Origin of the sequence: Rathayibacter sp. PhB127 (assembly GCF_003751665.1) — a bacterium.
In the GTDB taxonomy this organism is placed as follows: Bacteria; Actinomycetota; Actinomycetes; order Actinomycetales; family Microbacteriaceae; genus Rathayibacter; species Rathayibacter festucae.
Genome location: NZ_RKHW01000002.1, coordinates 774,628 through 798,732 on the forward strand (window position 1 = coordinate 774,628; position 24,105 = coordinate 798,732).

Sequence of the window (24,105 nt, forward strand, 5' to 3'; positions counted from 1 at the left end):
ACGAGATTCTTGCCTAGCCCGGTCGAGCGTGCTCGGACCTCATCCCGGAATTGCGCAAGAGGAGCGTCGCCGTTTTGCGGTCACCGCCCGGCGAGAATCACGATCCCTGACGCGACCAGAAAGGCGGCGACAGTGACTGCCGCGCCGCCTACGGGGATCCACCAGATGCGGCGGGACTTGTCGGGGCGGAGGAGTGCGACGAGCGTCGCGAGGGCGGACAGGCCCACAGCTCCGGGGACGATCCACATCGTCTCGCCCAGAACCGAGACGCCAGCCAGGCGGTCGTTCACCCGGTTCGCATCGAAGGTCAGGTTCTCGATCAGGACGAGGACGAAGAGGATCGCGCCGAGCACGAGCAGGAAGACGAGCAGCAGGATCGCGGTGACGCGGTCCTCGCCGGCCGGCAGGCGGCGCGTGGGCCGCCGGCGCGGTGGCCGGTCGAACGGATCCGGGTCGTCCCAGTCCGCGTCCGAGTCGAAGGCCATAGCGCCGCTCAGGCTATCCGAGCAGGGCTCGCAGGCACCGCGGGCGGCGCAGCCGCGGCGCGCATCAGCACCCGACCAGCACCGCCTCCGCCGCCTCCCGGTCCCTCGCCCCGACCGCCAGCCCGTACGCCCCCAGCACCCCCACGAACTGCTCCACGTACCCGCAGCGCAGCTCCGAGGCCGGCGGCAGCCACTCCCCCGGGCCGGCGTCGCTCTTGGACTGGTTCGTGTCGTCCGAGGCGGCGACGAGGTTCGCCGGGTCGTTCGCGAACAGCAGGCGCTGCTCGTCCGTCCACGCCCACGCGCCGTGGTGCCAGGCCCAGCCGAGGGCGACGACGTGGTCGATCTGCACCAGGCGGGACGTGTCGCTCCCGGAGACGAAGGACACCGCGGTGCCGTCGTACGGGTCGACCAGGGTGCCGGAGAGGACCTTGCAGTCGCGGGTGCCGGGCTTGAAGACCGGGTCGAGCAGGTCCCGGCCCAGGATGTCGTTGCGGGTGTCGCAGCCGTTGCGGTCGACGTCCTTCCAGGACTCGCCGAAGAGGTCGCGATCGTAGGGGACGTCGGCGCGGCCGTCGTCGACGGGCAGCGCGGCGAGGGCCGCCAGCGCGAGCGCGGCGGGGTCGGCAGGGTCCGCAGTCGGCGACGCAGGGACGGACGCGGACGCGGTCGGCGCGGCAGCGGCGGACGGCGTGGCCGTCGCGGGAGGGGTCGAAGCAGGCGAAGTCGAAGCGGGCCCAGCAGCGACACCGGACGACGCAGACCCCGCCCCCGGAGCCCCGACCGTCTCCCCCACTCCCACCACCGCGAACGCGACCGCAGCCACACCGACGGCCGCGACGATCCACCCCCACCACGGCGCCCGCCGCGCCCGCCGATACGGAGCACTCGCCCCCGGTCGCACGCCGAGCCCCGGAGCCCCCACGCGCCGCACCCCACCGGGTCGCGGCGGCGGCGGCCTGCCGACCACCGACTACACCCCCGAGTCGCCGTCAGCCGGGACGACGGGCGCCGAGGCCCGCACCGCCCCGTCCCACAGCCGGATCGCGGCGCGCGGCACCGGCCCGACCACATCCACCCGCCACACCAGATCCACCGGCGATCCGGTCGACGCCTCGAACGGCACCACGTGGATCGGCGCCGACGGATCGAACCGCAGCCGCTCCTGCAGCCGCGACGGCGCGACGAGGAAGCTCGTCACGCGCTCGTGGTAGCGCTCGCCCACCTGCAGCTCGGTCAGCACCGTGGCGCTCACCGGGGTCATCGGGTCAGCGCGGGTCAGCGAGTCGAGCAGGAAGTCGTCCCACGGGACATCGAGTTCGACGCCCTCGAAGTCCTCGGGGCGGCGCAGCGCGTTCAGCGGATTCGTGCCCATCGGGCGGACCCGCGGGCGGGCGATCGCCTCCTCGTCGCGCTGCACGGAGGCGACGATGTCGGCCAGGCGCGGGGCGGCGATCCGGGTGAGCAGCGACTCGTCGTCGAGGGCGCGCAGCAGCATCCGCCGGGTGTGGTTCGACGAGTGCGGGAGGTCCTCGTCCAGCGCCGACAGGCCGAAGCCCTGGCCGGCGCCGTAGTCGGCCGCCATCTCCTGCACGAGCGACTCGAAGGCCTCGTGCCGCCAGCCGCGGCGGACGAGCTTGGACGTCATCGCGGCGCGCATGCGGGCCACGGCCGCGGTCTCCTCGCCGCTGACGGTCGCGAGGCGCACGGCGAACGGCATGGCTCCGCGCTCGACGTCGAAGGTCTCGTGCTGCAGCCAGACGGGCGGCACGTGCCACGGACGGTGCACGGCCTTGGACAGCAGCACCAGCCACTCGACGGCCTGGCGGTGCACCGAGCGCAGGCGCGCGGCCTCCTCGCGGGCGCGGCGGGCGCTGCGGCCGTAGTGCGCGAGGCGGGTGCGCTCGAGCTGGATCCGCCGCTCGAAGCGCGACCAGCCGGCGTGGTACCGGACGAGCGAGATCAGCGTGATCAGCACTCCGGCGCCGGCGAGGCCGACCAGCACCCACAACAGCACAGAGGTGATCAGCCCGGGATCGAAGGTGCCCGCGGGCTGCCGCGAGGCGTAGTCGTTGACGAACCAGATGCCGACGCCGACCACGATCGCGAGCGACAGCACGGTGACCCAGCCGACGAGCAGCGTGCGGTGGAACTCGCGGCGCAGGCCCAGCAGCTCGCCGGGGCGCTGCGGGCGGATCGCGTCGATCTCGCCCTTCAGGTACGCGACCTCGTCCTCGGCCCGGCGGCGCTCGGCGCCGATCCGGTCGAGGAAGCGCCAGACGAACGAGGAGCTCTGCCGGCCGGCCCAGAGGTCGTACTCGCCGAGCGCCTGCAGTCGGCTGGAGCGGCGCGCCTCGGCGTCGTAGGCGGACACGGGCGGCTCGACGGGCTCGGGAGCCTCCTCCGCGGGGACCTCGATCTGCACGACGGTCCTCGGCTCGGCGGCCTCGCCCTCGACGAGCGTCTCCTGCGCGGGCGGCGCGAACGCGACGGGGTCGGTGGACCCGGCCTCGGACTCCTCCGCAACGGGCGCCTCAGCAACCTCGGGAGCGGCACCGGCCTCGACCGGCACCTGCGCGGCAGCCGCGACGGCCGCCGCCTCCGACGCCGACACCCAGTTCTGCAGCCTCTCCCGCGGATCCGCGAGCGCCAGCGCGTACCAGTCCACCTTCTCCGGGAACCCCGGCGGCACGTCGTACCCCGACGACACCCACGGGTCGTCCGGCAGCGCGAGCACGTCGCCCACCCGGCCGAACACCGGCACGGCCCCCTCGACGGGTGCGAAGCCCGCGTCGCGGAGGTCGGCGCTGCCGTCGAGCGCGCCGAAGACCAGCTCGCGCAGGCCGGCCCAGAGCCGCGGCGTGGTGCGGACGTGCGCCATCGCGGCGGGCGCGTCGGCCTCGGCGCGGGCGCGGCCCTCGTCCTCGCGGAGGTGCTCGAGGTCGGCGACCAGGAGCCGGTCGCGGACGTCCAGCACCTCGTCGTAGTCGGCCCCGACCACGGCCGAGCCCTGCGAGGTGTGCAGGGCGCGGGTCACTGAGCGGTTCGCGCTCGAGGTCACCCAGAGCACGGCCCAGCGCGGGATCTGCACGAGCTTGCCGGCCGAGAAGGCGAAGAAGCGGCCGATCTGCGCCCAGAAGCCGATCCGCTCGGGCTCCGGCACGTCGAGCGAGCCGGCGGAGTCGTAGGTGAGCGCCCCGCCGTCCAGGCGCAGCGCGCCGGCGACCATGCTGTCGACGTAGCCGGCGATCTGGCCGTCGTCGATGTAGGCGGTGCCGGGCGGCGGCGGGCTGACGCTGGGGTCGATCAGCAGCGAGTCCGGGCGGGCGGCGTTCTCGAGCACCCCGGCGGCGACGCGGCGGCCGAGCGACTCGGTCAGCACCGCGTTGAGGAACACCCGCGAGATCCAGACGGAGTCGCCGCCGTCGGACTCGCGGCTCATCAGCTCGACGCTGCCGTCGGTGACGCCGTTCCACAGCCCGGCGACGCTCGCCAGGTGGGTGAGCGTGAAGCCGGTGAAGCGCTCGTCGTCGCGGACGAACGCGTCGCCGGACCACGGGCTCGAGCGGTCCTCGGGCGAGGCGATGACCACGAAGCCGTGCTCGTGCGCCTCCACCCGCTCGCGCAGCTGGAACGCGGTGGGCGCGCAGATCAGCGTCACCCGGCGGAGCTCCGTGGTCTGGTCGGCGAGGGTCGCGGAGGGATTCGGCAGCGGCATCGAGGTGCGGACCCAGCGGCTGACGAGGTCGGCGACCGCGTCCTGCGCCTCGTCGGTCTCGCGCTCGGGCAGGGCCGAGCGGAGGGTGACCAGGCGGACGAGGGCGAGCGGCTCCTCCGCGAGCGCCTCGAACAGGTCGACCGCGATCGCGACGGACTCGAGGTCGGCGCCCACGCCGAGCACCACGGCCTCGATCTGCGGCGGCGCGTAGGGCGAGGTCTTGACGTGCTCGGGCAGCACCCAGAGGGCCTGGCCGAGCAGGCCGGTCTTCGTCCACTGCGCCGCCAGCTCGAGCAGGGTCTCGCCCTGCGCGCCGCTGGGCAGCAGGACGATCGCCGCCTTGCCGTCGGGCCAGAAGCCGTCGGGCCCGTAGCCGTCCGGGCGGATCTCCGGGGGCACGCTCAGACTCCGGAGTCGCGCGGACCGGTCGAGACGACCGACGACACCAGCCCCAGCAGCGCCTCGCGGAACTGCTCGCGCATCTCCCAGGTGACCGGGTAGTCGTAGACCGAGACCATGTCGTCCTGCTGCACGATGTCGCTGTCGAAGCGGGCGAGCTCGGCGGTCAGGTAGGCCTGGACGGCGGAGCGGCGCGACGCGAGGTCGCCGTCGGCACTGCCGGCGCGGGACGACTCCGGCACCGGAGCACCGGTCGGCAGCGCGCCGGTCTGCAGCCACTCGGCCAGCTCGGTCTCCTCGCCGCGGCTGCCGCCGAGCGAGATCAGCACCCGGTAGGCGGCGAGCGGCGCGAGCGTGCCGTCGACGTTGCAGAGCGCCATCGCGATGGCGAGCGACTGCAGCACGACACCGGGGAAGTCGGCGGGCCGGGCGTTGCGCTCGCTCAGCAGCGGGTGCGGGAAGTCCGCCAGCGCGCGGGTCGACGGGTCCCAGACGGAGAGCTTGGGGCCCTTCTCGCCCTGCGAGGCGTCGACGGCGAGGCGGCCGAGGGCCTTGGCGACGTACCAGCCGCGGATCATCGACTCGATCGCGCGCGGGTCCGCGGGGATGCTCTCGCCGAGCAGGCGGGCGCGCTTGAACTTCCAGAACGCCTCGCGGCTGTCCTGGGTGTTCGACTGCGCGAGCCAGCCGCGGGCGATCGGCTCCATCACGGAGTCCATCACGATGGGCTCGTAGGGGAAGCCGGACATCGCGAAGACCTCGATGCCGTCGACCTTCTGGTCCTGGAACCACGACTCGCTGGTCGCGTCGTCCCAGACGCCCATCTGGCCGAGCACGCCCTTGGTCACCTCGTACATCTCGGTGCCGGCGCGGAACGGGATCGAGCTGAAGACCAGCGAGGTGTCCTCGTTGATCGCCTTGCCGTGCACGGCGCGCAGCAGCGCCGGGTTGAGCTTGACCAGCGGCTCGCTGGCGCCGAGGGCGGCCTGGAGCTGCTCGCGGTAGCGGTCGCGCCGGGCGGCGAAGACGTCGGGCGGCAGCACCTCGGAGTCGAAGAAGCCGAGCAGGTCCTCGCCGATGTAGGCGGCGAACGGCGTGCCGTCGCGCTTCATCCACGCGCGGGCGCGGCCGACGTAGACCTCCGGGTCGGTCGCGAGCTCGAAGGAGGCGCGCTGGGCCGGGTTGGCGACGGCCGGGTCCGCGGTGACGGTCGGCTTCCAGGTGCGCGGGTTGCCGACGAGCGACCAGGCGCCCGCGTCCGACTCGCTGTCCGGGCTGACGCCGACGAGCTGGTCGGCGAGGACGCGCAGGACGGCGTCCTGGTACTTGGCGTCGCCGTCGACGGAGGCGCGCACGAGCTTCTGGAACTCGGCCGGGTACTTCTCGGGCTCGACGAGCATCCGCTCGTTGGGCGCGGGCGAGTACTTGCGCGGGACGGTCTCGTCGACGCGGCGGGGCCAGAACTCGTAGGCGTTCTCGCGGTCGTCGCTGGTCTTCCGCGAGTGCACGCGCTGGAGCAGCGCGGTGCGGGAGCCGTCGAGGTAGTCGGCGAGCGGGCCGAGGAACGTCTCGCGCAGCTCGGCGAGCAGCGCCCAGGCGGAGTCGCGCAGGGCGGCCTCGGAGGACCACTCGAGCGCCTGGCCGAGGCGCTGGATCGCGAACTGCACCGCCTCCTGGTCCGGGCGGATCGACTGCTGGTTGGCCGAGGTGCGCAGCTCGTCCGAGACGAGCGAGCTGAGGGTGCCCACCCACTCCTCGTGCTGGCGGGCCTCGACGCGCAGCGCGTCGACGGTGCCCTTGAGGCCGCGCTCGAGGCGGCGGAGCATCGCGGTGACGACGGGCAGGCCGTCCTGGGCGACGTAGCGCGAGACGGTCTCGAGGATGTGGCCGGGCATCGTGCGCGTCCACTCGTCGAGGCGGCGCTGGCGCGCCTCGCGGTCGCGCTGGAGCAGGCGCGGGCTGTGCCGGGTGAACTCGTTGACGAGCCGGTCGGTCCAGGTGGTGATGTCGGTGCCGCCCTGGCGGTCGAGCGACTCGGGGCGGGCCAGCTCGTCGTCGGCGCCGCGCTGCAGCTCGGCCTTGATCAGGTCGAGGGTGCTCTGGTCGCGCAGCGCGTCGGTGACGTCGTTGTGCTCGGCGGTCTCCTCGTTCAGGCGCAGCTCGCGGAGGAAGCGCTGGTACTCGCTGTCCGCGGACTTCTCGATGTACTCGCGCTCGGTCATCCGCTCGAACTGCGGGTCCTCCTCGGCGTGCGCGAAGAGCATCCGGTCGATCGCGGAGCGGGCGAAGCGCTCGGCGGAGTACTCCAGGAAGCGCTCGCGGCCCAGGGTGACCCGGCCGAAGCCGATCGAGGAGAACGGCGGCGAGTGGTGCGCCGGGCTCATCAGTCCGGAGTTGTCGGGCAGCACGTTGGCGGCCGAGCGGGCCTGCCAGTTGCCGGACGAGTAGGCGATCATGTCGTCCTGCACGCGCTCGTCGATCATCCACGCGGTGAGGCTGGTGGCGACGGCGTCGTAGACGGCGTTCTGGTCCTCGAAGGTGACCTTGCTGTTGCTGCGGCCGACGATGAAGGGGTACGCGGCGCCGACGCGGTCCATCGCGGCGCCGTAGGAGGGGGCGACGCCCTTGGTGCGCAGCAGCTCGAGGGTCGCGGCGGAGGGGGTGTCGGTCCAGAAGCCGTTCATCGTCTCGGAGATCGCGGCGAGCGCGTTGCCGGGCATGCCGGCGGTGACCGAGAGCTGATCGAAGACGTCCGGCGCGTAGAGCATGCTGAAGAACTGGTTCGACCACGGGTACTGCTTCGCGGTCGACTTGATGATCTCGATGATGTCGAGGAACTGGCCGGCTCCCGAGCCGCCGGCGACCGACGAGATGACGATGACGATCGGGCTGCCGTCTCCGCCGTCGTCGCGGGCGCGCAGGCGCTGGCCGAGGGTCTGCAGCTCGGCGAGCGACTCGGCGTCGTTCATCTTCCCGATGGCGAGGCGCGCGGCCTGGGCGATCTCCTTGGTGGCGGCGAGCGCGACGGCGCGGCCGACGGCGCGGTACTGGCCGGCGCCCTTGGTCACGTCGACCTTGACCAGGCGCGGGTCGGGCAGCTGGCGCTCGATGTCGTGGCGCATCGCGTTGTTGGTCGCGTGGGCGCTCGTGATCGAGCCGTGCACGATGTCGAAGGTCGCCGCGGTGCTGACCAGACCGCGGTAGTCCTGCCGGGGCAGGAACGGCGCCTGGTACTCCATGCCGTCCTGGACGGTGGGGGTGTCGAAGTGCAGGAAGCGCCAGGCGGCGGGGATGCCGCCCTCCCAGCCGAGCTGCTGGAGCTTCAGCTCGAGCTGGTACTTGATGCCGCGGAGGGTCTTGCCGCCGGAGCCGCCGACTCCGATCAGGAGGAAGGGTCTGAGCATGAGGTCCTGCTTTCGTCTGGTCGCGCGGTGTTCCTGCGGTAGCGCGGTGTGTCGTGTGTCGTCGTGCGGGCGGTGCCGGGAGGCGGAGCGCCGTCAGCGACTGCGGGGCGGAGGGGTGCGGGGGCCGGCCCGGCCGGGCGGCGGCGGGGGCGGGGTGGAGCCGCCGGGCCGCGGGGGCGGCGGTCCGCCGGGGCGGCCGGGCGCTCCCTGCGTCCGGGGCGGCGGGCCGCCGGGGCGCGGGGGTGAGGAGGGGCGGGGCGGGGTCGCGGTCGGGGTGCCGCTCTGGGCGCTCCGCGGCGGCACGGAGGAGCGGGCCTCGGCGGCAGCGGGCTGGGCGGCGGGCACGGGCTGCTGCGGCTCCCGGCGCTCGGGGCGCTTCGCCGCTCGCTCGCGGCGGAGCACGTCGACCGTCTTCCAGGCGGGCTCGCCGGAGTCGCGGAGCAGATCCTCGAGGCGTCGCTCGTACTGGCGCTCGTCGTCGCGGTCGACGCGGTGGTAGAGCACGGCCGTGGCGCGCACGGGCTCGTCGCCGCGGGGACGCTCGAGCTCCTGCTCCGAGACCACGATCGCCCAGAAGACGTCGAGCGGAAGCGCGGAGAACTCGACGCCGCCGTTGCCGAGCGGTCGCCCGGCGGAGGTGCCGCGGGTGCCGGTGCGGGAGGCGACGATCTCGCCGCCGGCGGGCGGGCCGACGCGGTAGCTGGGCGCCTTCAGCGGCCACCACGGCACGTGCGCGCGGAGCCGGCCGAGCTCGGGGTCGGGCAGCTCGCGCACGCCGGTCTCGCTGCGGAGGTAGCGGAAGCGCTCGTCGAGGCGGCCGTGGGTCAGCGCGGAGCGGACGCCCTCGGGCGTGATCTCGACGGGGATCGTGCCGCGCTGGAACGAGCCGTTCATCGCGATCTTCGCCTTCGCCCGGTTGAAGAGGTACAGGCCGAGCAGCGGCAGGAGCACGCCGAGCAGCAGGAGGACGAGCGCGACCAGGCCGATCGCCGCGGCGTTCACCGGGAAGGTCGACGGGAAGGAGAGCGCGACGGTCTGCGGGGCGCTGCTGCCGCCCGCGGTGCGGAGGTCGAGCGGGAGGGTCGCGGCGACCGAGGAGTCGGCGGCGACCGGGTTCTCGGCGGAGACGGTCACGGTGCGCGCGGCGCCCTGCGCGACGTCGAGGCAGGCGCCCGGCGCGAGGGCGGTGCCCGACTCGTCGGTGAAGCTCCACTGCCAGGCGTCGGCGCGGTCGGCGTTGTCGCTGGTGACGGTCGGCGCGGCGGAGAGGCAGACCTGGCCGTCGCCTCCCGCGGTCGGCCCCTGGATCGCGAGAGTGCCCTCCGCGCGGCCGTCGGCACCGGTCAGCTCGCTGAGCACGAGCGGCGAGGCGACGCTCGGGAAGGCGGCGGGCAGCACGGTCCTGATCCGCTGCTGCGTGGTGACCGGGGCGAGCTCGATCGCGTGCTCGGCGGTGGTCAGCGGGTCGAGCGAGGCGGTGACGAGCAGCTCGGAGGCGGTGACGTCGGAGGGCAGCGGGATCGTGATGACGCCGGAGGCGGCGTCGATCGCGGCGCCGGACAGGTCGGTGGTCGCGCCATCGGCGGTGCTGGTCGCGGTGAAGTCGGCGCGGCCGAAGACGGAGAGGTCGACCGGCTGCCCGTCCGGGTCCTGGACCCGCGCGGTGAGGGTCGCGGAGAGCGTGCCGTCTTCGCCGCGCTGCACCTGGTTGGCGTCGTCGAAGACGATCCGCAGGTCGCTGAACGCGAAGACCTCGGCGGTGCCCGGCGAGGTCAGCGTCCACTGCCCCTGCAGCTCCGGCCGGTCGACGGTGATCTCGAGCCGCGAGACGCCGGAGGACTGCGTGACGCTCACCTCGGGGGCGGTGGCGGAGGCGGAGAGAGTGCCGAGGCCGGAGGAGGCGGGCGCCTGGAGCGTCCAGCCGTCCTTCACGACGGCCTGGATCCGCGCGACGCCCGGGTCGATCCAGAAGGAGCCGTCGGCGGCGAGCGCCTGCGAGGCGCCGCCGGCGATGCGGGCGCCGAGCTGGAGGAAGACGGAGGCGAGCGCGTCGGGGTCGGAGGCGTCGACCACGGCGCCGCGGACGGAGCCCTCGGGAGCGACGGCCGGTCCGCAGGTCGCGGTGCCGCCGCCGTAGGCGCCGCTGCCCTCGACGAGCGGCCACATCACGCGGGCCTCCTCGCGCTGCTCGCCGTCGGCCAGGAGCGTGCCGAGCACGACGACGCCGGCCTGGCGGAGCGCCGCGAGCAGGCCGTTGCCCTCGGGCTCGTCGCCGTCGGGGTCGATCCGGACGCCGCAGAGCGCGTTGGTCGCGTCGGCGGTGGCCTGCGCGGAGCCGAGATCGATCTCGCCGTCGGTCAGCCAGATGACCAGCTGGCAGGCGGAGCCGGCGCTCGGCTGGCTCTGCAGCGCGGTCTGCACGCCCTGGAGTCCGGCGAGCCAGTTGGTGCCGCCGCCGGGGGTCTTGTCGCGGATGACGCCGGCGAGCGCCTCCGGGCTCTCCTGCGACCACTGACGCCAGTCGACCGCCGGCTCGAAGGCGCGGCTGAAGAAGGCGGCGCCCCAGTTGACGGTGAGCGAGTCGCGGAGGCCGCCGAGCTCCTGCAGGCTGCCCGCGAGGATGCCGGCGCGCGCGACGTCCGGGTCGGAGCCGCGGCCGTCATCGCCGCCGGTGTTCAGGGAGCCGGAGCTGTCGACGAGGTAGTAGACGTTGAGGACGTCGGAGGAGGAGAGGCAGGTGCGCAGGTCCTCGATCGCGCCGCGGCCGATGTCGGTGAGCGAGGCGGTGCTGGCGGCGGTGCCCGTGGTCGCCGCGCTCGCCGGCTGCGCCGCAGCCCCGAGTCCGAGGACGAGCAGGAGCGCGGTGACCGCGATCGCGAGGGCGCGGCGAATCACGTGCCCAGCCACTCGGAGATCGGCACGCTGATGTTGAGGACGTGCCAGGCGCCGAGCACGAGCGCGGCGGCCGACAGCCAGTAGAGGGCGCGGGTGAAGCGGGCGTCGGGCACGAAGCGGCGGGCGTCGCGGAGGGAGTGCGCGCGCTGGGAGGAGAGGTCCCAGCCGGTCGCGAGGAAGACGAGCAGCGGCGTCAGCACGTAGCCGGCGACGCTCAGCCAGACGGCGCTCCCGCGCACCAGCGGGAGCGGCAGCCCGAGCACGCGGACGGGCGCCGAGGCGACGGAGGCGGCCACGACGGCCAGCACGAGGCTCACCACGAGCCCCGCGGCACCCACTGCAAGAGGCAGGATGCTGGCGGTTCGTCGGGCCGCGAGGGCCCGGTCACGCACGGTCGACACCGCTCCACCCTCCGCTGTCGCAGCTGAACGCTCCCTGTTGGGGGCGGTCCTCCAGTATGCGGACCCCGCCACGAGCCGCCAAACCCCGCGCTGGGGCGCCCGGGTGCCGAGCATGCTGATCGAGTAGCGCGCGGAGCGCGCGTATCGAGATCCACCCCGGCCGCCCGCCGCCGCCCGCCCCCGCCCGGATGGTTGACTGGGCCCATGGAGATCGTTCTCGGAGTCGTCGGCCTGCTCGGCGGTCTCATCGTCGCGGCCGCCGCCGTGGTCGCCGTCGTCATCGGCCAGCGCCGCGCGAAGCCGGCCTCGCTGGTCGACATCGACGTGCGCCTGTCGCACGCGGGCGACGACTGGTGGCGGGTCACCGCGACGGTCCGCAACCTCGGCCGCAGCGACCTCCCCCCGACGACCTTCGTCGCCGACCGCCCGATCTCCTTCGTCCTCGCCGGCTCCTCCTCCGCCGATTGGTACGGCGCCCCGCCGCAGACCCCCGAGTGGTCGATCGACCCGTCCGGCTCCCTGCTGCTCGCGCCCGTCCTCCTCCTCCGCGGCGTCCCCGTGAGCGCGACGGCCGTCGTCCGCGGTCGCCCGGAGGTCCGCGTCGACGCGCCGCTGCGCTACATCCCGGTCCGCGAGAACGTGGTCGAGACGACGGGAGCGGCGCCCGCGTGGGGCGAGCCCGCGGCCGCCTCCACCACTCCCGCTCCCGCCTCCTCCGCCCCGCCCGCTCCGCAGCGCCTCGTCGACGCCCCCCTCGAGCCGCGCCCCGAGCGCGAGAGCGTGCTCCGCGGCGGCTTCGGCATGTGGTCGGCGATGGCGGCGGGAGGGCTCGGCGCCGTCTTCATCGGCGTCGGCATCGCTCTGTCGCTGGCCGGCCTGAACTCGACGCCCCTCGGCTCCGCCGGCGTCGTGCTGATCGGCGCCGGCCTGACCGGCCTCGTCGGCACCCTCGTCGTCCGTCTGCTCCGCCGCTGGCTCGAGCCGCCGGCGCTCTGGCGCACCCCGCGCCAGCGCCTGCGCCGCCCCGGCACGATCATCGTGCTCGTCCTCGCCTACGCGGGCCTGGCGCTGTTCTGCCTCGAGTTCCTGGTCGAGGACGTCAGCGGCGACACCACCTGGGTCGCGGGAGTCGCCGTGCTGCTGCTCCTCGCCGCGCTGCTGGGCACGGGCCTCGTCGGCTTCCTCCGCCTGGTCGTGCTGGTCGGCGTGCGGCGCGCCTCGCGGGGCGCCACGACCTGACCGCCGCAGCGAGCCCGCTCACCGCCGCAGCGCCTCGATCGGCTCGATCCGCGCGGCCCGGATCGCCGGCGAGAGCCCCGCGAGCACCCCGACGAGCGTGCCGAGCAGCGGCGCACTCGCCGTGACCAGCGGATCGAGGATCGCGGTCCACTGCTGCAGGGCGGCGTTCGCGACGACGACCGCGATGCCGGCGGCCGTGCCGAGCAGACCGCCGAGGGTCCCGGTGATCCCGGTCTCGAGCAGGATCTGCAGGAAGACGTGGCGCGGCCGGGCGCCGATCGCGCGCCTCAGTCCGATCTCCGGAGTCCGCTCGAGCACCGCCACCAGCGTCGTGTTCGCGATGCCGACCGCCCCGATCAGGAGGATCACCGCGGCGAGGGCCAGGAAGAGGTCGGCGAGCGAGGCGGTCACGCTCTCCGCCAGCGCGAACCGGTCCGGCGGCGCGGAGGTCTTCATCGTCGCGGGAGCATCCGGCCGCAGCGCGAGCGGGAGCTGCTGCGCGACGACACCGGCGGCACCGACCTCCGTCTCCACGAGCAGCACGGCCGGCGCGCTCGTGCTCGGCGGCCCGTAGACCTGCCGGGCGACCGAGGCGGGCAGGTAGATCGTCGAGGCCGCGAGCGGGTCGCGCCCGGCCTCGCCGAGGATCCCGACCACCGTGTAGCCGACCCCGCCGAGGAAGACGCTCGCCTCGCCGGCCACTGGCGGCAGGCCCAGCTGCCTCGCTGCTCCCGCGCCGACCACGGCGACCGGGACGCCCCGCTCCTCCTCCCACGCCTGGATCGCGCGGCCCGAGCGGAACGACGCATCGGCGGCCGTGAACCAGCCCGGCGTGGCCGCGGCGACGGTCATCGGAACGGCGGAGCCGAGACCGTCCGGACGGGAGGAGACGGGCGTGGACCCGCTCGGCAGCGTCCAGCTCACCCCGGAGGCGACGACTCCGGTCAGCCCGTCCGCCCGACTCTCGGCGTCGGGCGGGAAGCTGTCCACGGTGTCGGAGGCGTCGCTCCCGCCCGCGTCGGTGACGGTCACCTGCGTCGCCTGCAGCAGCGAGAACTCCTCGGAGATCTGACCAGAGGCCGTCGCCGTGAGCCCGAGGACGACCACGAAGGCGCCGACCCCGAGCAACGGTCCGAGCAGGGTCAGCACCGTCCGGGTCGGGCGCTGGACCAGCCCGGCCAGCGCCTCGCGCAGGAGGTCGGCGGCTCGCAGACCGCTGGTCGGGAGCGACGGCGCCATCAGCGCAGGCGCCCGTCGCGCATCCGCACCGTTCGGCCGGCGCGGGCGGCGGTCGTCGGGTCGTGGGTGACGACGACGACCGAGACCCCGTCGGCGTGCAGCTCGTCGAAGAGGTCGAGCACGCGCTCCGCGGAGCCGGAGTCGAGGTTGCCGGTCGGCTCGTCGCAGAGCAGGAGGCTCGGCCGGATCACGAGCGCGCGCGCGATCGCCACCCGCTGCCGCTCGCCACCGGACAGCGTCCGGGGCAGCGCATCGAGGCGGTGGCCCAGGCCGACGCGCTCCAGCGCCTCCCGAGCTCGCGCCGTGCGCTCCGCCGCGTGGACCCGGGCGTAGAGGAGACCGAGCGCCACGTTCTCGGTCGCGGTGCGATGGCTGAGCAGGTGGAAGTCCTGGAAGACGAAGCCGATGCGCAGCCCCCGCAGGGAGGTGCGCTGCACCTCGGTCAGGCCGGTCACCTCGATGCCGTCGAAGCGGTACTCGCCACCGCTCGGGGTGTCGAGGAGGCCGAGGAGGTGCAGGAGGGTCGTCTTGCCCGAGCCGGACGGCCCGACGAGCGCCAGGTAGTCGCCGCGCGCGACGGTGAGGTCGATTCCGAGGAGCACGGTCGTCTCGGGCGGGCCGGGGAAAATGCGGCGGACGTCGACGAGCGCGATCACGGGAGTGCCGGCATCTGCCTCAGCCCCGGACTCAGCCGACGACGACACGGGCGCCCTCCTCGAGCACGGCGCCCTCGGCCGGAGTGACCTCGACCTCGCCCTCGGCGATGAGCCCCGTCGAGACCGCGACGGTCACCCGCTGGCCCCCCTCCGACTGCAGCACGGTGACGAAGGTCGTTCCGTCGTCCGCCGACTGCACGGCGACGACCGGCACGACGAGGACGGGCTCCGGAGTCTCGCCGACGGTGACCGTCAGGCGGACGTTCCGGCCGCGCCAGTCCGCGGGCAGTGCCGGCGACGGCGTGACCGTGAGGGGGAAGCCGGGGGCGGACTCCGTGCCCTCCGCCGCGCCCTCGGCGGCGCCTCCCCCGCTGTAGGCGCCGAGCGCGGTGACGGTCCCCTCGGCCTCCCGGCGGTCGACGTCGTCCACGACGGCCACCTTCTGGCCGGCGGCGAGCTGCTGCTCGCGCCCGGCCAGAACGATCGCGGAGACGATCGGATCGCCGACGTCGAGGGTGATCAGCGCTCCGGTCGCGCCCGCCAGCGGCGCTCCGACCGGGAGGTCGAGGCTGCCCACGGTGACGGGGAAGGAGGGGACGAAGACGGTCTCCGCGAGCGGCATCTCGACCCCCGTGCGCGCTCGGAGCGCCGCGAGGGCGTCCTCGGCGTCGGCCTCGGCGCGGGTCGCGAACTCGACAGCGAGCCGCGCCTGGGCCTGTGCGACCTCATCGACGGCCTGAGCGAACTCGAGCGCGGCGCTGGCGCGCTGCTGCTGGGCGACGACGACGGCCTGCTGGGCACCGCTGAACTCGGCCGCCTCGCCCTCGTTCACGTCGGCGGTCGTCAGCGCGTCGAAGCCGCGATCGGAGTAGAGGACGGCGACCGCGTCCTTCGTCGCGGCGCCGAAGTGCCCGTCGACGTCGTCGGCCGCGAGGTGCCCCAGCGCGACCAGCGCGTTCTGCAGCTGCTCGACGTCGGCTCCCTCCGCCCCGGGCTTCAGGTCGCGGTAGGCGGGGGTCGCCCCCGGCAGCGCGAGGACCGGGCGACCCGAGACCTGCGCGAGGACGTCCCCCGCCTGGACGGCGGCGCCGACCGCCTTGGGCAGCGCCGTGACGATCGCCGCTCCGCCCGCGGTGGCGACCGCCGGCAGCACCCTGATCGTGCTCGCCGCCGCGACGGTCCCCCGCACGGTGACCGTCCCGGTGAGGACGCGGCGCGCCACCGGCTCCGTGAGCGTCGTCGGCGGAGGTGCGGCCTGGTCGGCCGCCTGCTGCGCGGGCGAGCGGATCGAGAGCGAGAGCACCAGCCCGGCGGTCGAGAGGACCGCCGCCGCGATCGCCGCCCAGAGCAGCAGCCGCTGCCGCCGCTCCACCGGGGTCCGTCGGGGGGCGCGCGAATCCGTCACGGTGCACTCCCCCTCTCGCTCATCGATCGTGCTGATTCCTCTCGACCACGACTCTCTCCTCGCCTTCACCAGAGGCACACTGATCCATCGGAAGAAGGCACAGTGATCCATCGAAAGAAGGCGCAGAGATTCTCCGGGAGAAGGCCACCTGGAGAATCGTCCGATAGAGCGCAGATATCGTCCGTCTCGACGATTCTGCGGACCCCTGCGAGATTACCGACGCCGATCATCGGACGGAACGGTCGGCGCGGATCGTCGCCTGCCGCCCGCCCCTCATCCCGCGTGTTCTCGGGGAACCGAGTGCCCGATCGAAGCAGCGGACCCGCGATAACGCGCCGCCTCTGGCCGTGGCCACCACGGCCGCCCTACCGTTTCCCGCATCACCCGCTCATGGAGAAAGAATTCCGACCTTCGGTCGGCTTCTCGCGCGTCGATCCGCATTTCATCGTCGCCTTCCACTGCGCATCTCCACTCGAACTCGAAGACGACAAGAACGGATCATTCATCATGAAAAAGCAGTCACTGACCAAGGCCATGGCCGCTGTCGGCATTGGAGCCGCCCTCGCGATCACCGCGTCCGTCCCCGCCCACGCGATCACCCGCCCCGACTGCGGCACCCGCACTGACTTCCTCAAGTTCCACACCGGGAACCACTGCTACGCGAACAGCGGCACCGCCGCGGATCGACTCACCTCGCAGCAGACGGTGGGTGCGGGGCACAACGCGGGTTTCTTCACCACGGATGCTTACGGAGACGTCCCCTTCACTCGCGATTGGGGTTTCAGCTACGCGAGACAGCTGACCGTGAGTGTCGAGCACATCAGGTAGATCCTGAGACCACCGACGGAACTCGACCGATGACGACGATCTCAGCTCCGAAGACGGTTTGCGCTCGTGCGCGACGACGATCGCTGCTCGCAGCCTCCACGGCGCTCGGTCTGGCCGTCCTGCTCACTGGCTGCTCCACGGAGTCGCCGAGGCCTCCTGACGACGAACCGTCCGCTGTCGAGCCTCAGCTCGGCCCCATAAGGTCCCCGACCGAGCCTTCGCAGATCGTCCGGCCGATCGACCAGTACGTGCCGAGCACGCAGCTCGTGCTGCAACTGGTCCGCGCTGAACGCGCGAAGCAGTCCGAGTGTCTGCGTGGTTCCGACGAACGGACCATCGAATGGCCGCTCGACGAAGAAGGCGCGGTCCCCTTCATCGAGGGCGCCCGCCGGGACGAGGTGGTGCGCTCAGAGCTCTGGGGGTTCTTCGATCCTGGGAACGCGGCGGTCCGGGGGTACTCGCGACCCGCCGACGTTCCGGGGGCCCTCCCGAGTGGCATACCGGCGGGCGTCACCTTCGACGAGTTCACCGAGTGCTCACTCTCGGCGCACGGTGCCTTCCCTCTCGGCAACGGAGGGGGTGCCTACTCCGCTGCCTACATCTCCTCGCTGCCCGACGGCGGACCGCCCGTCCCCACGGCCGACAGTCGGGTCGAGGCAGTCGTCGCTGCGTGGAGTGCGTGCATGGCATCGCGGGGCTTCGCGTCTCCGGATCCCATCTCAGCTCTGATCGATCCGAGATGGCAGTCCGGGCTCGCCTCCGTCGGCCCCGAGCAGATCGCGACCGCGACCGCTGACATGGACTGCAAGGCCGAGACGAACCTCGTCGGGATCGAGCTCGCCGTGCAGTCCGCGTACGACCAGGAGTACATCGAGACCCACCGGGATGCGCTCGACGGCATGGCGGACCTTCTGGCGGCCTACCTCGGCGAGGAGGCTGCGGGCTGATGGCGGCGCGACGGGACGAGGAGGAGCCGTCGCCGCGCTTCGGCCACCAGTCGATCGTCAGCCGCGAGCGGCGTCCCAGGCCGACCCGGATGCTCGCGCTCGTGGCGGTACTCGCCGCGACCGTCGGACTCGGCGGATGCACGACGCAAGCGCGAGCACCCGAGGACGGCCCTGCGACCACCGCCGAGCCCCGGCTCGGACTGATCCGCGTCCCGACGGATCCGTCGCAGATCGTGCGGCCGATCGATCAGTACGTCCCCGATACGCAGCTGATCCTTCAGCTCGTGCGCGCCGAGCGCACGAAGCAGATCGCCTGCCTGCGCGAAGACGACGACGAGCGGTCGATCGAGTGGCCCCTCGACGAGGAGGCGGTCCTCGCTTTCCTCGGCGACGGCCAGGTCGAATACGAGCACTCGAAGCTCTGGGGGTTCTTCGACCCGGAGAACGCGAGCCGGCACGGTTACACGCGTGCGGGCGACGACGTGGGCGCTCTGCCGAGCGGTGTACCGGCCGGAGTCGCGCCCGATGAGTTCGCGAAGTGCTCGATGTCCGTGCACGGGTCCTTCCCTCTCGGCGACGGGGGCGGGGCGTTCTCGGCCCGGTACCCGTCCGCTCTCCCGGACGGCGGTCCGCCTGTCCCCTCTGCCGACAGCCGAGTCGAAGCGGTCGTCGGGGCGTGGAGCACCTGCATGACGAAGCGAGGCTTCGACTACCCGGACCCCATCAGCGCGGAGTTCGATCCGCGCTGGGGAGGCGGCACGTCGCCTGTCACTCCCGAGCAGATCGCGACCGCGACCGCTGATATGGACTGCAAGGCCGAGACGAATCTCGTCGGGATCGAGCTCGCGGTGCAGTCCGCGTACGACCAGGAGTACATCGAGTCCCATCGGGAAGCGCTCGAGAACATGGCGGAGGTCATCGCCGACTACATCGGCGACGTTCCGGACGACGAGAAGCGCTGAGCGGGTTCGCCGCTCACCCTCGCGGCGGGGCCGTCGACTCGCGGACGACGAGGCTGGTGGCCAGCTCGATGCGGTGCGAGAGGGGCGGGATGCCGTCGTGCATCCGGACGAGGGTCTCGAGGCCGAGGCGGCCGAGGTCGTGCATGGGCGTGTGCACGGTCGAGAGGAGCACGGCGGTCGGCAGCGCGGCGAAGGTGTCGTCGTAGCCCATCACGCTCAGGTCCTCGGGGACGCGCAGGCCGGCTGCGATCGCGGCGCGGATCGTCTGCAGGCCGTCGATGTCGTTGGTCGCGACGACGGCGGTCGGCGGATCGTCCAGTGCCAGGAGTCCCGGAACCACGTGCTCGGCCGACCCCATCCCCTGCTCGGAGACGAGGGCCGGGTCCTCCGGCAGGCCCGCCGCGGCGAGCGCCTCGCGGTAGCCGCCGTAGCGGGCGCGCAGCCCCGGGTTGCGGGCGTCGCCGCCGACGAAGGCGATCCTCCGATGGCCGAGCGAGACGAGGTGCTCGGTGGACTGCTGCCCGCCCACCCAGTGGTTCGAGCCGACGCTGACCACGGACGGGTCGAGCGGGTTCGGTGCATCGACGGCGACGAGCGGCAGCCCTGCCTCGGCAGCGGCCGACACGATCTCGGCGTCGATCGCGGTGGTGACGGCGAGGATCCCGAGGTGCCCCTTCGCCGCGACGGAGCGGACGAACGCGGCGTCGAAGCGGAGCGACTCGTCGGCGGAGCCGCTCGGCGCGAGGACGCCGGTCGTGACGTCGACGCGCTCGCTCTGCGCACCTCCGACGACGCCCTCGAGGACGCGCAGCGAGTAGACGCTGAGCAGGGTGTCGAAGACGACGGTGACGCCGCCGCCGACCCGGGGCGCCCGGGTGCTCGGGCTGTAGCCGAGTTCGCGGAGGGACTGCTCGACCCGCGCGCGCGTCGCGGCGGACGCGCCGGGCCGGCCGTTGAGGACCTTCGACGCGGTCGCCTTCGAGACGCCGGCGTGCGCCGCGACGACGTCCAGCGTGACGCGGGTGTCCGGCGTGCGGGCCACAGGCCCTCCTCTCAACGGTGCCCCGACCCTACCGAAACTGTTTCCTCCCCGCCCCCTGACCTGGTGCGCGCCCCTTCCCCCGCCGCGAGATGCCACTTGCGTACGCGACACGCCGACAGAAGCGTGCACAAGTGGCATCTCGCGGAGGGGAGGGAGGACTCGGGGCGTCATATCGATTCGACCGACAGGGGCCCCGCTGGTTGGATACCGAGTATGAGTAGGCATGTCGTCGTCGTCGGGGCCGGGCTCTTCGGGGCCGCCACCGCGCTGCACCTCGCGCGCGGGGGCGCCCGGGTCACGCTGGTCGAGTCGGGGGACGCGGCGCGCGGCACCACGGCGGCCGGCGCGGGCTTCGTCGGCCTGTGGGCCGCGGGCTACGCCTGGTACTGGAACGAGTCCGAGCGCGACCTCGAGCAGTACGGCCTCGACTTCTACCGCGCCCTCGCCGTCGATCCGGACCGCGGCGGCGTCGACATCCTCCTCCGCGAGACCGGCAGCGCCTGGCTCGCCGTCACCGAGGAGGGCGTCCGCGACCACCTCGGCCCGCTCGCCGAGCACCCGCTGCGCCCGGAGGGCTCCCGCGAGCTCTCGCCACAGGAGGCCGCCGAGCTCGTCCCCGGCCTCGACGCAAGAGCGGTCACCGGCGGCTTCCTCCAGCCCGACGGCATCCAGATCAGCGCCCCCGACGCCGCGCTCGCCCTGGTCGCCGCGGCCCGCGCGGCCGGAGTCGAGATCGTCGAGCACGCGCCCGTCACCGAGGTCCTCGCGACCGACGGCCGCGCGAGCGGCGTCCGCACCGCCGACGGCCGCATCTTCTCCGGCGACAGCGTCGTGCTGGCGGCGGGGTCCTGGACGAACGAGCTGCTCGCCCCGCTCGGCCGCCGCCTCCCGCTGGCCCGCGTCGTCGCGAGCCGCCTCACCACCGCGCCCTTCGGCCTCCCGCACCTGCCGACACTGATGCTGCCCGAGCTCGGCGGCCTCTGGGTCCGCGAGCACCTCGGCGGCCTCACCTACGGCAACGGCGTCGGCTACGAGCCGCTCGGCGAGTCCGCCGCCGACCGCCGCCCGCAGCGCACCGACCTCGTCGAGGCGATGGACGCGCACCTCGCCCCGCTGATCGCCCGCCTGATCCCCGCCTCCGCCGACGCGCTGCGCGAGACCGAGTGGACGCAGGGCGTCGTCTCCTACACCGCCGACCGCCGCTTCCTGGCCGGCCCCGTCCCCGAGCTGCCGGGGTTGTTCGTCGCCGCGGGCGACAACGAGTCCGGAGTGACGCACGGGCCCGGTCTCGGCCATCTCGTCGCCGAGCTGGTCCTCCACGGCCGCACGACCCTCGGCGACGCCGAGCGCTACGCCCCGGCCCGCTTCGCCGCTCGGCAGTTCCCCGACGAGGCCGCCGTGCGCGCGGCGATGCCGGCCCGGCGCCTGGTCGACGCGGTGCCCGCCCGATGAGCGACCGGGACGTCGTCGTCGTCGGCGCGGGCCTCGTCGGCGCCGCCGCCGCGCGCTCCCTCGCCGAGCGCGGCGACCGGGTGCTGCTGTTCGAGCGCTTCGAGCGCGGCCACGACCGCGGCTCCTCGCACGGCGAGACCCGCATCTTCCGCCGCGGCTACGCGGAGGACGACTACCGCGCGCTGACCGGCCGGGCGGCCGCCGAGTGGGCGCGGCTCGAGCGGGAGTCGGGCCGGAGCCTCTTCACCGCGACCGGCGCGATCGACCACGGCGACGCCTCCGCCCTGCTCGCGATCGAGGAGGCCTTCGCCCGCGACGGCATCCCCTGCGAGCGCCTCGACGCGGAGGAGGCCGCCGCACGCTGGCCCGGCCTGCGCTTCGAGACCGACGTGCTGCTGCACCCGGAGGGCGGCCGGCTCGACGCGGCCGCCGCGATCGAGGCGCTGCTCGGCTCCGCGGAGTCGCACGGCGCCGTCGTCCGGGCGAGCACCGGCGTCCGGGCGATCGAGGAGCGCGAGGGCGGCGTCCGCGTCGTCACCGACGAGGGTCCGCTGCTCGCGGACGCGGTCGTCGTCGCGGGCGGCTCCTGGACCCCGGGACTCGTGGGCGGGCTGGTCGCCGCGGCCGGCCGCTCGCTCCCGCCGCTGCGGATCACGCAGGAGCAGCCCGCGCACTTCACGACGGACCTGCCGCTCGACGCCTGGCCGAGCTTCGTGCACCACCGCGGCGACGAGCCGACGATCTACGGCCTGGCGACCCCGGGCGTCGGCGTGAAGGTCGGCGAGCACGGCACCGGCCGCGTCGTCGATCCGGACCACCGCGACTTCCGCGCGGAGCCCGAGCGACTCGCCCGGCTCGTCGAGTACGTCGCCGACTGGCTGCCGGGCGTCGATGCTGCGAGCGCCGATCCGATCTCCTGCCTCTACGACATCACGCCGACCGAGGACTTCGTGCTCGACCGCGTCGGCCGCGTCACCCTCGCGACCGGCTTCTCCGGCCACGGCTTCAAGTTCGGGCCCGTGCTCGGCGAGCTGCTGGCCGACCTGGTCGACGGCGCCGGCGCGCTCGACCGCTTCCGGCTCGCGACCCTCTAGATCTCCACCACTCCCCCGCACCACGGACGAAAGCAGCAGCATGCAGACACTCCGCGCCCTCGGCGCCCTCGCCGCCCTCGGCACCGCCGTCGCCCTCGCCGGCTGCACGGCCCCCGGCGCCTCGACCGGCGACTCCGCCGCGGGCGAGCGCCTCGTCATCGGGACGACCGACTCGATCGTCTCGCTCGACCCGGCCGGCGCCTGGGACCGCGGCAGCTTCACGCCGCAGAACCAGATCTACCAGCACCTCCTGAGCTACGCGGACGGCTCCACCACGCCGGTCCCCGAGGCCGCCGAGGAGTGCGGCTTCGACGACGCGACGACCTACCGCTGCTCGATCGCGCCCGGCCTGACCTTCTCGAACGGCGACGAGCTGACCGCGTCGGACGTCGTCTTCTCCTTCCAGCGCGTCGTCGACATCGCCTCGGACAACGGCCCGTCGCCGCTGCTCGCGAACATGGAGTCGGTCGCGCAGGACGGCGACGACGTCGTCTTCACCCTCGCGGTGCCGAACGACCAGACCTGGCCGTACGTGCTCTCGAGCATGGCCGGACCGATCGTGGACGAGGAGGTCTTCCCCGCCGACGCGCTGCTCGACGACGCCGACGTGATCGGCTCCGGGCCCTACTCCGTGCAGAACTACGAGGCCGGCGGACTGCTGCAGCTCGCCGCGAACGAGTCGACCTCGAGCCCGGCGCCGAAGACCGCCGACGTGGTGCTGCGGCCGTACACCTCGTCGACCAACCTGCGTCTCGACGTGGAGAACGGCGCCGTGGACGTGGCGTACCGCTCGCTCACCGCGACCGACGTCGAAGACCTCCGCGGCAACGCGGACCTCCAGGTCGTCGACGGCCCCGGCGGCTCGGTGCGCTTCCTCACCTTCAACGTGAACACCCAGCCCGGCGGCACTCCCGAGCAGAAGCTCGCGATCCGCCAGGCCGTCGCCTCGCTGGTCGATCGCGACGAGCTGTCGGAGCAGGTCTACCGCGGCACCTACACGCCCGCCTACTCCGTCGTGCTCGACGGGCAGACCGGTGCGACGCAGGCCTTCGCCGACGCGTACGGCACGACCCCCGACGCGGACGCCGCCGCCGCGATCCTCAGCGCCGCCGGCGTCTCGACCCCGGTGACCCTGCCGCTGCAGTACACCTCCGACCACTACGGCCCCGACTCCGACCAGGAGTACGCGCTGATCAAGTCGCAGCTGGAGTCCTCGGGCCTGTTCACCGTCGACCTGCAGTCGACCGAGTGGACCAGCTACGTGAAGCAGCTCTCGCCGGACGCCGGCTACCCGGCCTACCAGCTCGGCTTCTTCCCGGACTACCCGGACCCGGACAACTTCCTCCGCTCGGCCTACTCGACCACCGGCGCCTCCGTCGCGAACGGCTACTCGAACCCGGCCGTCGACGCGCTGATCGACACCGAGGCGACCGCGACCGAGCCCGCCGCGCGCGCCACCGCGATCGAGCAGATCCAGGCTCAGACCGCGACGGACGCGCCGATCATCCCGCTGCTCCAGGGCCGCGAGACGGTCGTCGCCGCCTCGGGTGTCACCGGCATCGAGGACACCCTCGACGCGACCTACCTCTTCCGCTTCGGAGCCCTCGCGAAGTAGCAGCGGAGCGGCCCCTGCATGCTGGTCGAGCAGCCGCGCAGCGGCGTATCGAGACCCACCCTCCATCCAACGGTGGATCTCGATACGCGCCCTCCGGGCGCTACTCGATCACCATGAAGTGGGCGCTCCGTCCTTGCAACGCGACCGTAGAAGGAGTGCGGCGGTCCCTCGCATGCTGGTCGAGCAGCCGCGAAGCGGCGTATCGAGACCCACCCTCCAGGGCACGGTGGATCTCGATACGCGCCCTCCGGGCACTACTCGATCACCATGAAGCGGGCGCTCCGTCCTTGCGACGCGACCGTAGAAGGAGTGCGGCGGTCCCCT

Annotated in this window: 17 protein-coding genes; 7 read left to right on the top strand and 10 right to left on the bottom strand. The window is 73.6% G+C overall.

From position 1 onward, the window contains the following. Nucleotides 1-80 precede the first annotated feature (80 nt). The 6 genes from EDF22_RS13935 to EDF22_RS13960 all read right to left on the bottom strand — a co-directional run bounded on the left by EDF22_RS13935 (nt 81) and on the right by EDF22_RS13960 (nt 11,302). Nucleotides 81-485, bottom strand: a complete 405-nt coding sequence (locus EDF22_RS13935) for a hypothetical protein (RefSeq protein ID WP_123705443.1) — start codon at nt 483-485, stop codon at nt 81-83. Between the two features lie 64 nt (nt 486-549). After that, entirely contained in the window at nt 550-1,311 is a 762-nt protein-coding gene (locus tag EDF22_RS13940) for an HNH endonuclease family protein (RefSeq protein ID WP_260303460.1), read from the bottom strand. A 147-nt stretch (nt 1,312-1,458) separates the two neighbouring features. Then, the gene (locus EDF22_RS13945) at nt 1,459-4,602 is read right to left on the bottom strand and encodes a hypothetical protein (RefSeq protein WP_123705444.1); all 3,144 of its coding nucleotides are present in this window, start codon (nt 4,600-4,602) and stop codon (nt 1,459-1,461) included. A gap of 2 nt (nt 4,603-4,604) precedes the next feature. After that, entirely contained in the window at nt 4,605-8,006 is a 3,402-nt protein-coding gene (locus EDF22_RS13950) for a tubulin-like doman-containing protein (protein WP_123446716.1), read from the bottom strand. A 93-nt stretch (nt 8,007-8,099) separates the two neighbouring features. Further along, nucleotides 8,100-10,901, bottom strand: coding sequence for a hypothetical protein (locus tag EDF22_RS20895; RefSeq protein ID WP_185038932.1), 2,802 nt, complete (start codon nt 10,899-10,901; stop codon nt 8,100-8,102). After that, on the bottom strand, nt 10,898-11,302 hold the full coding sequence (locus tag EDF22_RS13960) for a hypothetical protein (RefSeq protein WP_148059193.1): 405 nt from the start codon (nt 11,300-11,302) through the stop codon (nt 10,898-10,900). The genes EDF22_RS20895 and EDF22_RS13960 overlap by 4 nt, the downstream gene beginning before the upstream one ends. A 204-nt stretch (nt 11,303-11,506) precedes the next feature. Here EDF22_RS13960 and EDF22_RS13965 point away from each other — a divergent pair, with 204 nt between their 5' ends. After that, nucleotides 11,507-12,541, top strand: coding sequence for a hypothetical protein (locus tag EDF22_RS13965; RefSeq protein ID WP_123705445.1), 1,035 nt, complete (start codon nt 11,507-11,509; stop codon nt 12,539-12,541). A gap of 18 nt (nt 12,542-12,559) precedes the next feature. Here the strand turns inward: EDF22_RS13965 and EDF22_RS13970 are convergent, their stop codons facing one another. The 3 genes from EDF22_RS13970 to EDF22_RS13980 are packed head-to-tail and all read right to left on the bottom strand — an operon-like array spanning nt 12,560 to nt 15,841. After that, nucleotides 12,560-13,780, bottom strand: coding sequence for an ABC transporter permease (locus EDF22_RS13970; protein ID WP_123705446.1), 1,221 nt, complete (start codon nt 13,778-13,780; stop codon nt 12,560-12,562). Further along, nucleotides 13,780-14,484 carry an ABC transporter ATP-binding protein gene (locus EDF22_RS13975; RefSeq protein ID WP_123705447.1) on the bottom strand — a complete coding sequence of 235 codons (705 nt, stop codon included), beginning with the start codon at nt 14,482-14,484 and terminating at the stop codon, nt 13,780-13,782. The genes EDF22_RS13970 and EDF22_RS13975 overlap by 1 nt, the downstream gene beginning before the upstream one ends. After that, nucleotides 14,468-15,841: a peptidoglycan-binding protein gene (locus tag EDF22_RS13980; protein WP_185038934.1), complete on the bottom strand. Its 1,374-nt coding sequence runs from the start codon at nt 15,839-15,841 to the stop codon at nt 14,468-14,470. The genes EDF22_RS13975 and EDF22_RS13980 overlap by 17 nt, the downstream gene beginning before the upstream one ends. A gap of 390 nt (nt 15,842-16,231) precedes the next feature. On the opposite strand from EDF22_RS13980, the gene EDF22_RS13985 reads away from it, so the two are divergent. Genes EDF22_RS13985 through EDF22_RS13995 form a run of 3 tightly spaced genes read left to right on the top strand, consistent with a single transcriptional unit; the run spans nt 16,232 to nt 18,578 of the window. Further along, the gene (locus EDF22_RS13985) at nt 16,232-16,669 is read left to right on the top strand and encodes a hypothetical protein (protein WP_148059194.1); all 438 of its coding nucleotides are present in this window, start codon (nt 16,232-16,234) and stop codon (nt 16,667-16,669) included. A gap of 29 nt (nt 16,670-16,698) precedes the next feature. Beyond that, a complete protein-coding gene (locus EDF22_RS13990) occupies nt 16,699-17,616 on the top strand; it encodes a hypothetical protein (protein WP_123705450.1) in 918 nt (305 codons plus the stop codon). Then, the gene (locus EDF22_RS13995; RefSeq protein WP_123705451.1) at nt 17,616-18,578 is read left to right on the top strand and encodes a hypothetical protein; all 963 of its coding nucleotides are present in this window, start codon (nt 17,616-17,618) and stop codon (nt 18,576-18,578) included. Before EDF22_RS13990 ends, EDF22_RS13995 begins: the two co-directional genes overlap by 1 nt. Before the next feature lie 13 nt (nt 18,579-18,591). Here the strand turns inward: EDF22_RS13995 and EDF22_RS14000 are convergent, their stop codons facing one another. Beyond that, nucleotides 18,592-19,620 (bottom strand): LacI family DNA-binding transcriptional regulator, encoded by a 1,029-nt coding sequence (locus tag EDF22_RS14000; protein ID WP_185038936.1) that lies wholly within the window; start codon nt 19,618-19,620, stop codon nt 18,592-18,594. A gap of 213 nt (nt 19,621-19,833) precedes the next feature. Between EDF22_RS14000 and EDF22_RS14010 the strand changes: the two genes are divergently transcribed. The 3 genes from EDF22_RS14010 to EDF22_RS14020 are packed head-to-tail and all read left to right on the top strand — an operon-like array spanning nt 19,834 to nt 23,781. After that, complete coding sequence (locus EDF22_RS14010) at nt 19,834-21,072, top strand: FAD-binding oxidoreductase (RefSeq protein WP_123705452.1); 1,239 nt, start codon at nt 19,834-19,836, stop codon at nt 21,070-21,072. After that, nucleotides 21,069-22,166, top strand: a complete 1,098-nt coding sequence (locus EDF22_RS14015) for an FAD-dependent oxidoreductase (protein WP_123705453.1) — start codon at nt 21,069-21,071, stop codon at nt 22,164-22,166. Before EDF22_RS14010 ends, EDF22_RS14015 begins: the two co-directional genes overlap by 4 nt. 40 nt (nt 22,167-22,206) lie before the next feature. Next, nucleotides 22,207-23,781, top strand: a complete 1,575-nt coding sequence (locus tag EDF22_RS14020; RefSeq protein WP_123705454.1) for an ABC transporter substrate-binding protein — start codon at nt 22,207-22,209, stop codon at nt 23,779-23,781. Nucleotides 23,782-24,105: the final 324 nt, after the last annotated feature.

What these genes read in the sequence shown, in the direction of transcription:
- EDF22_RS13995 (WP_123705451.1), top strand. Translation starts at nt 17,616, where the DNA reads ATGGCGGCGCGACGGGACGAGGAGGAGCCGTCGCCGCGCTTCGGCCAC.
- EDF22_RS13965 (WP_123705445.1), top strand. Translation starts at nt 11,507, where the DNA reads ATGGAGATCGTTCTCGGAGTCGTCGGCCTGCTCGGCGGTCTCATCGTC.
- EDF22_RS13990 (WP_123705450.1), top strand. Translation starts at nt 16,699, where the DNA reads ATGACGACGATCTCAGCTCCGAAGACGGTTTGCGCTCGTGCGCGACGA.
- EDF22_RS13970 (WP_123705446.1), bottom strand. Translation starts at nt 13,780, where the DNA reads ATGGCGCCGTCGCTCCCGACCAGCGGTCTGCGAGCCGCCGACCTCCTG.
- EDF22_RS13950 (WP_123446716.1), bottom strand. Translation starts at nt 8,006, where the DNA reads ATGCTCAGACCCTTCCTCCTGATCGGAGTCGGCGGCTCCGGCGGCAAG.
- EDF22_RS13985 (WP_148059194.1), top strand. Translation starts at nt 16,232, where the DNA reads ATGGAGAAAGAATTCCGACCTTCGGTCGGCTTCTCGCGCGTCGATCCG.
- EDF22_RS14015 (WP_123705453.1), top strand. Translation starts at nt 21,069, where the DNA reads ATGAGCGACCGGGACGTCGTCGTCGTCGGCGCGGGCCTCGTCGGCGCC.
- EDF22_RS14010 (WP_123705452.1), top strand. Translation starts at nt 19,834, where the DNA reads ATGAGTAGGCATGTCGTCGTCGTCGGGGCCGGGCTCTTCGGGGCCGCC.
- EDF22_RS13935 (WP_123705443.1), bottom strand. Translation starts at nt 485, where the DNA reads ATGGCCTTCGACTCGGACGCGGACTGGGACGACCCGGATCCGTTCGAC.
- EDF22_RS14020 (WP_123705454.1), top strand. Translation starts at nt 22,207, where the DNA reads ATGCAGACACTCCGCGCCCTCGGCGCCCTCGCCGCCCTCGGCACCGCC.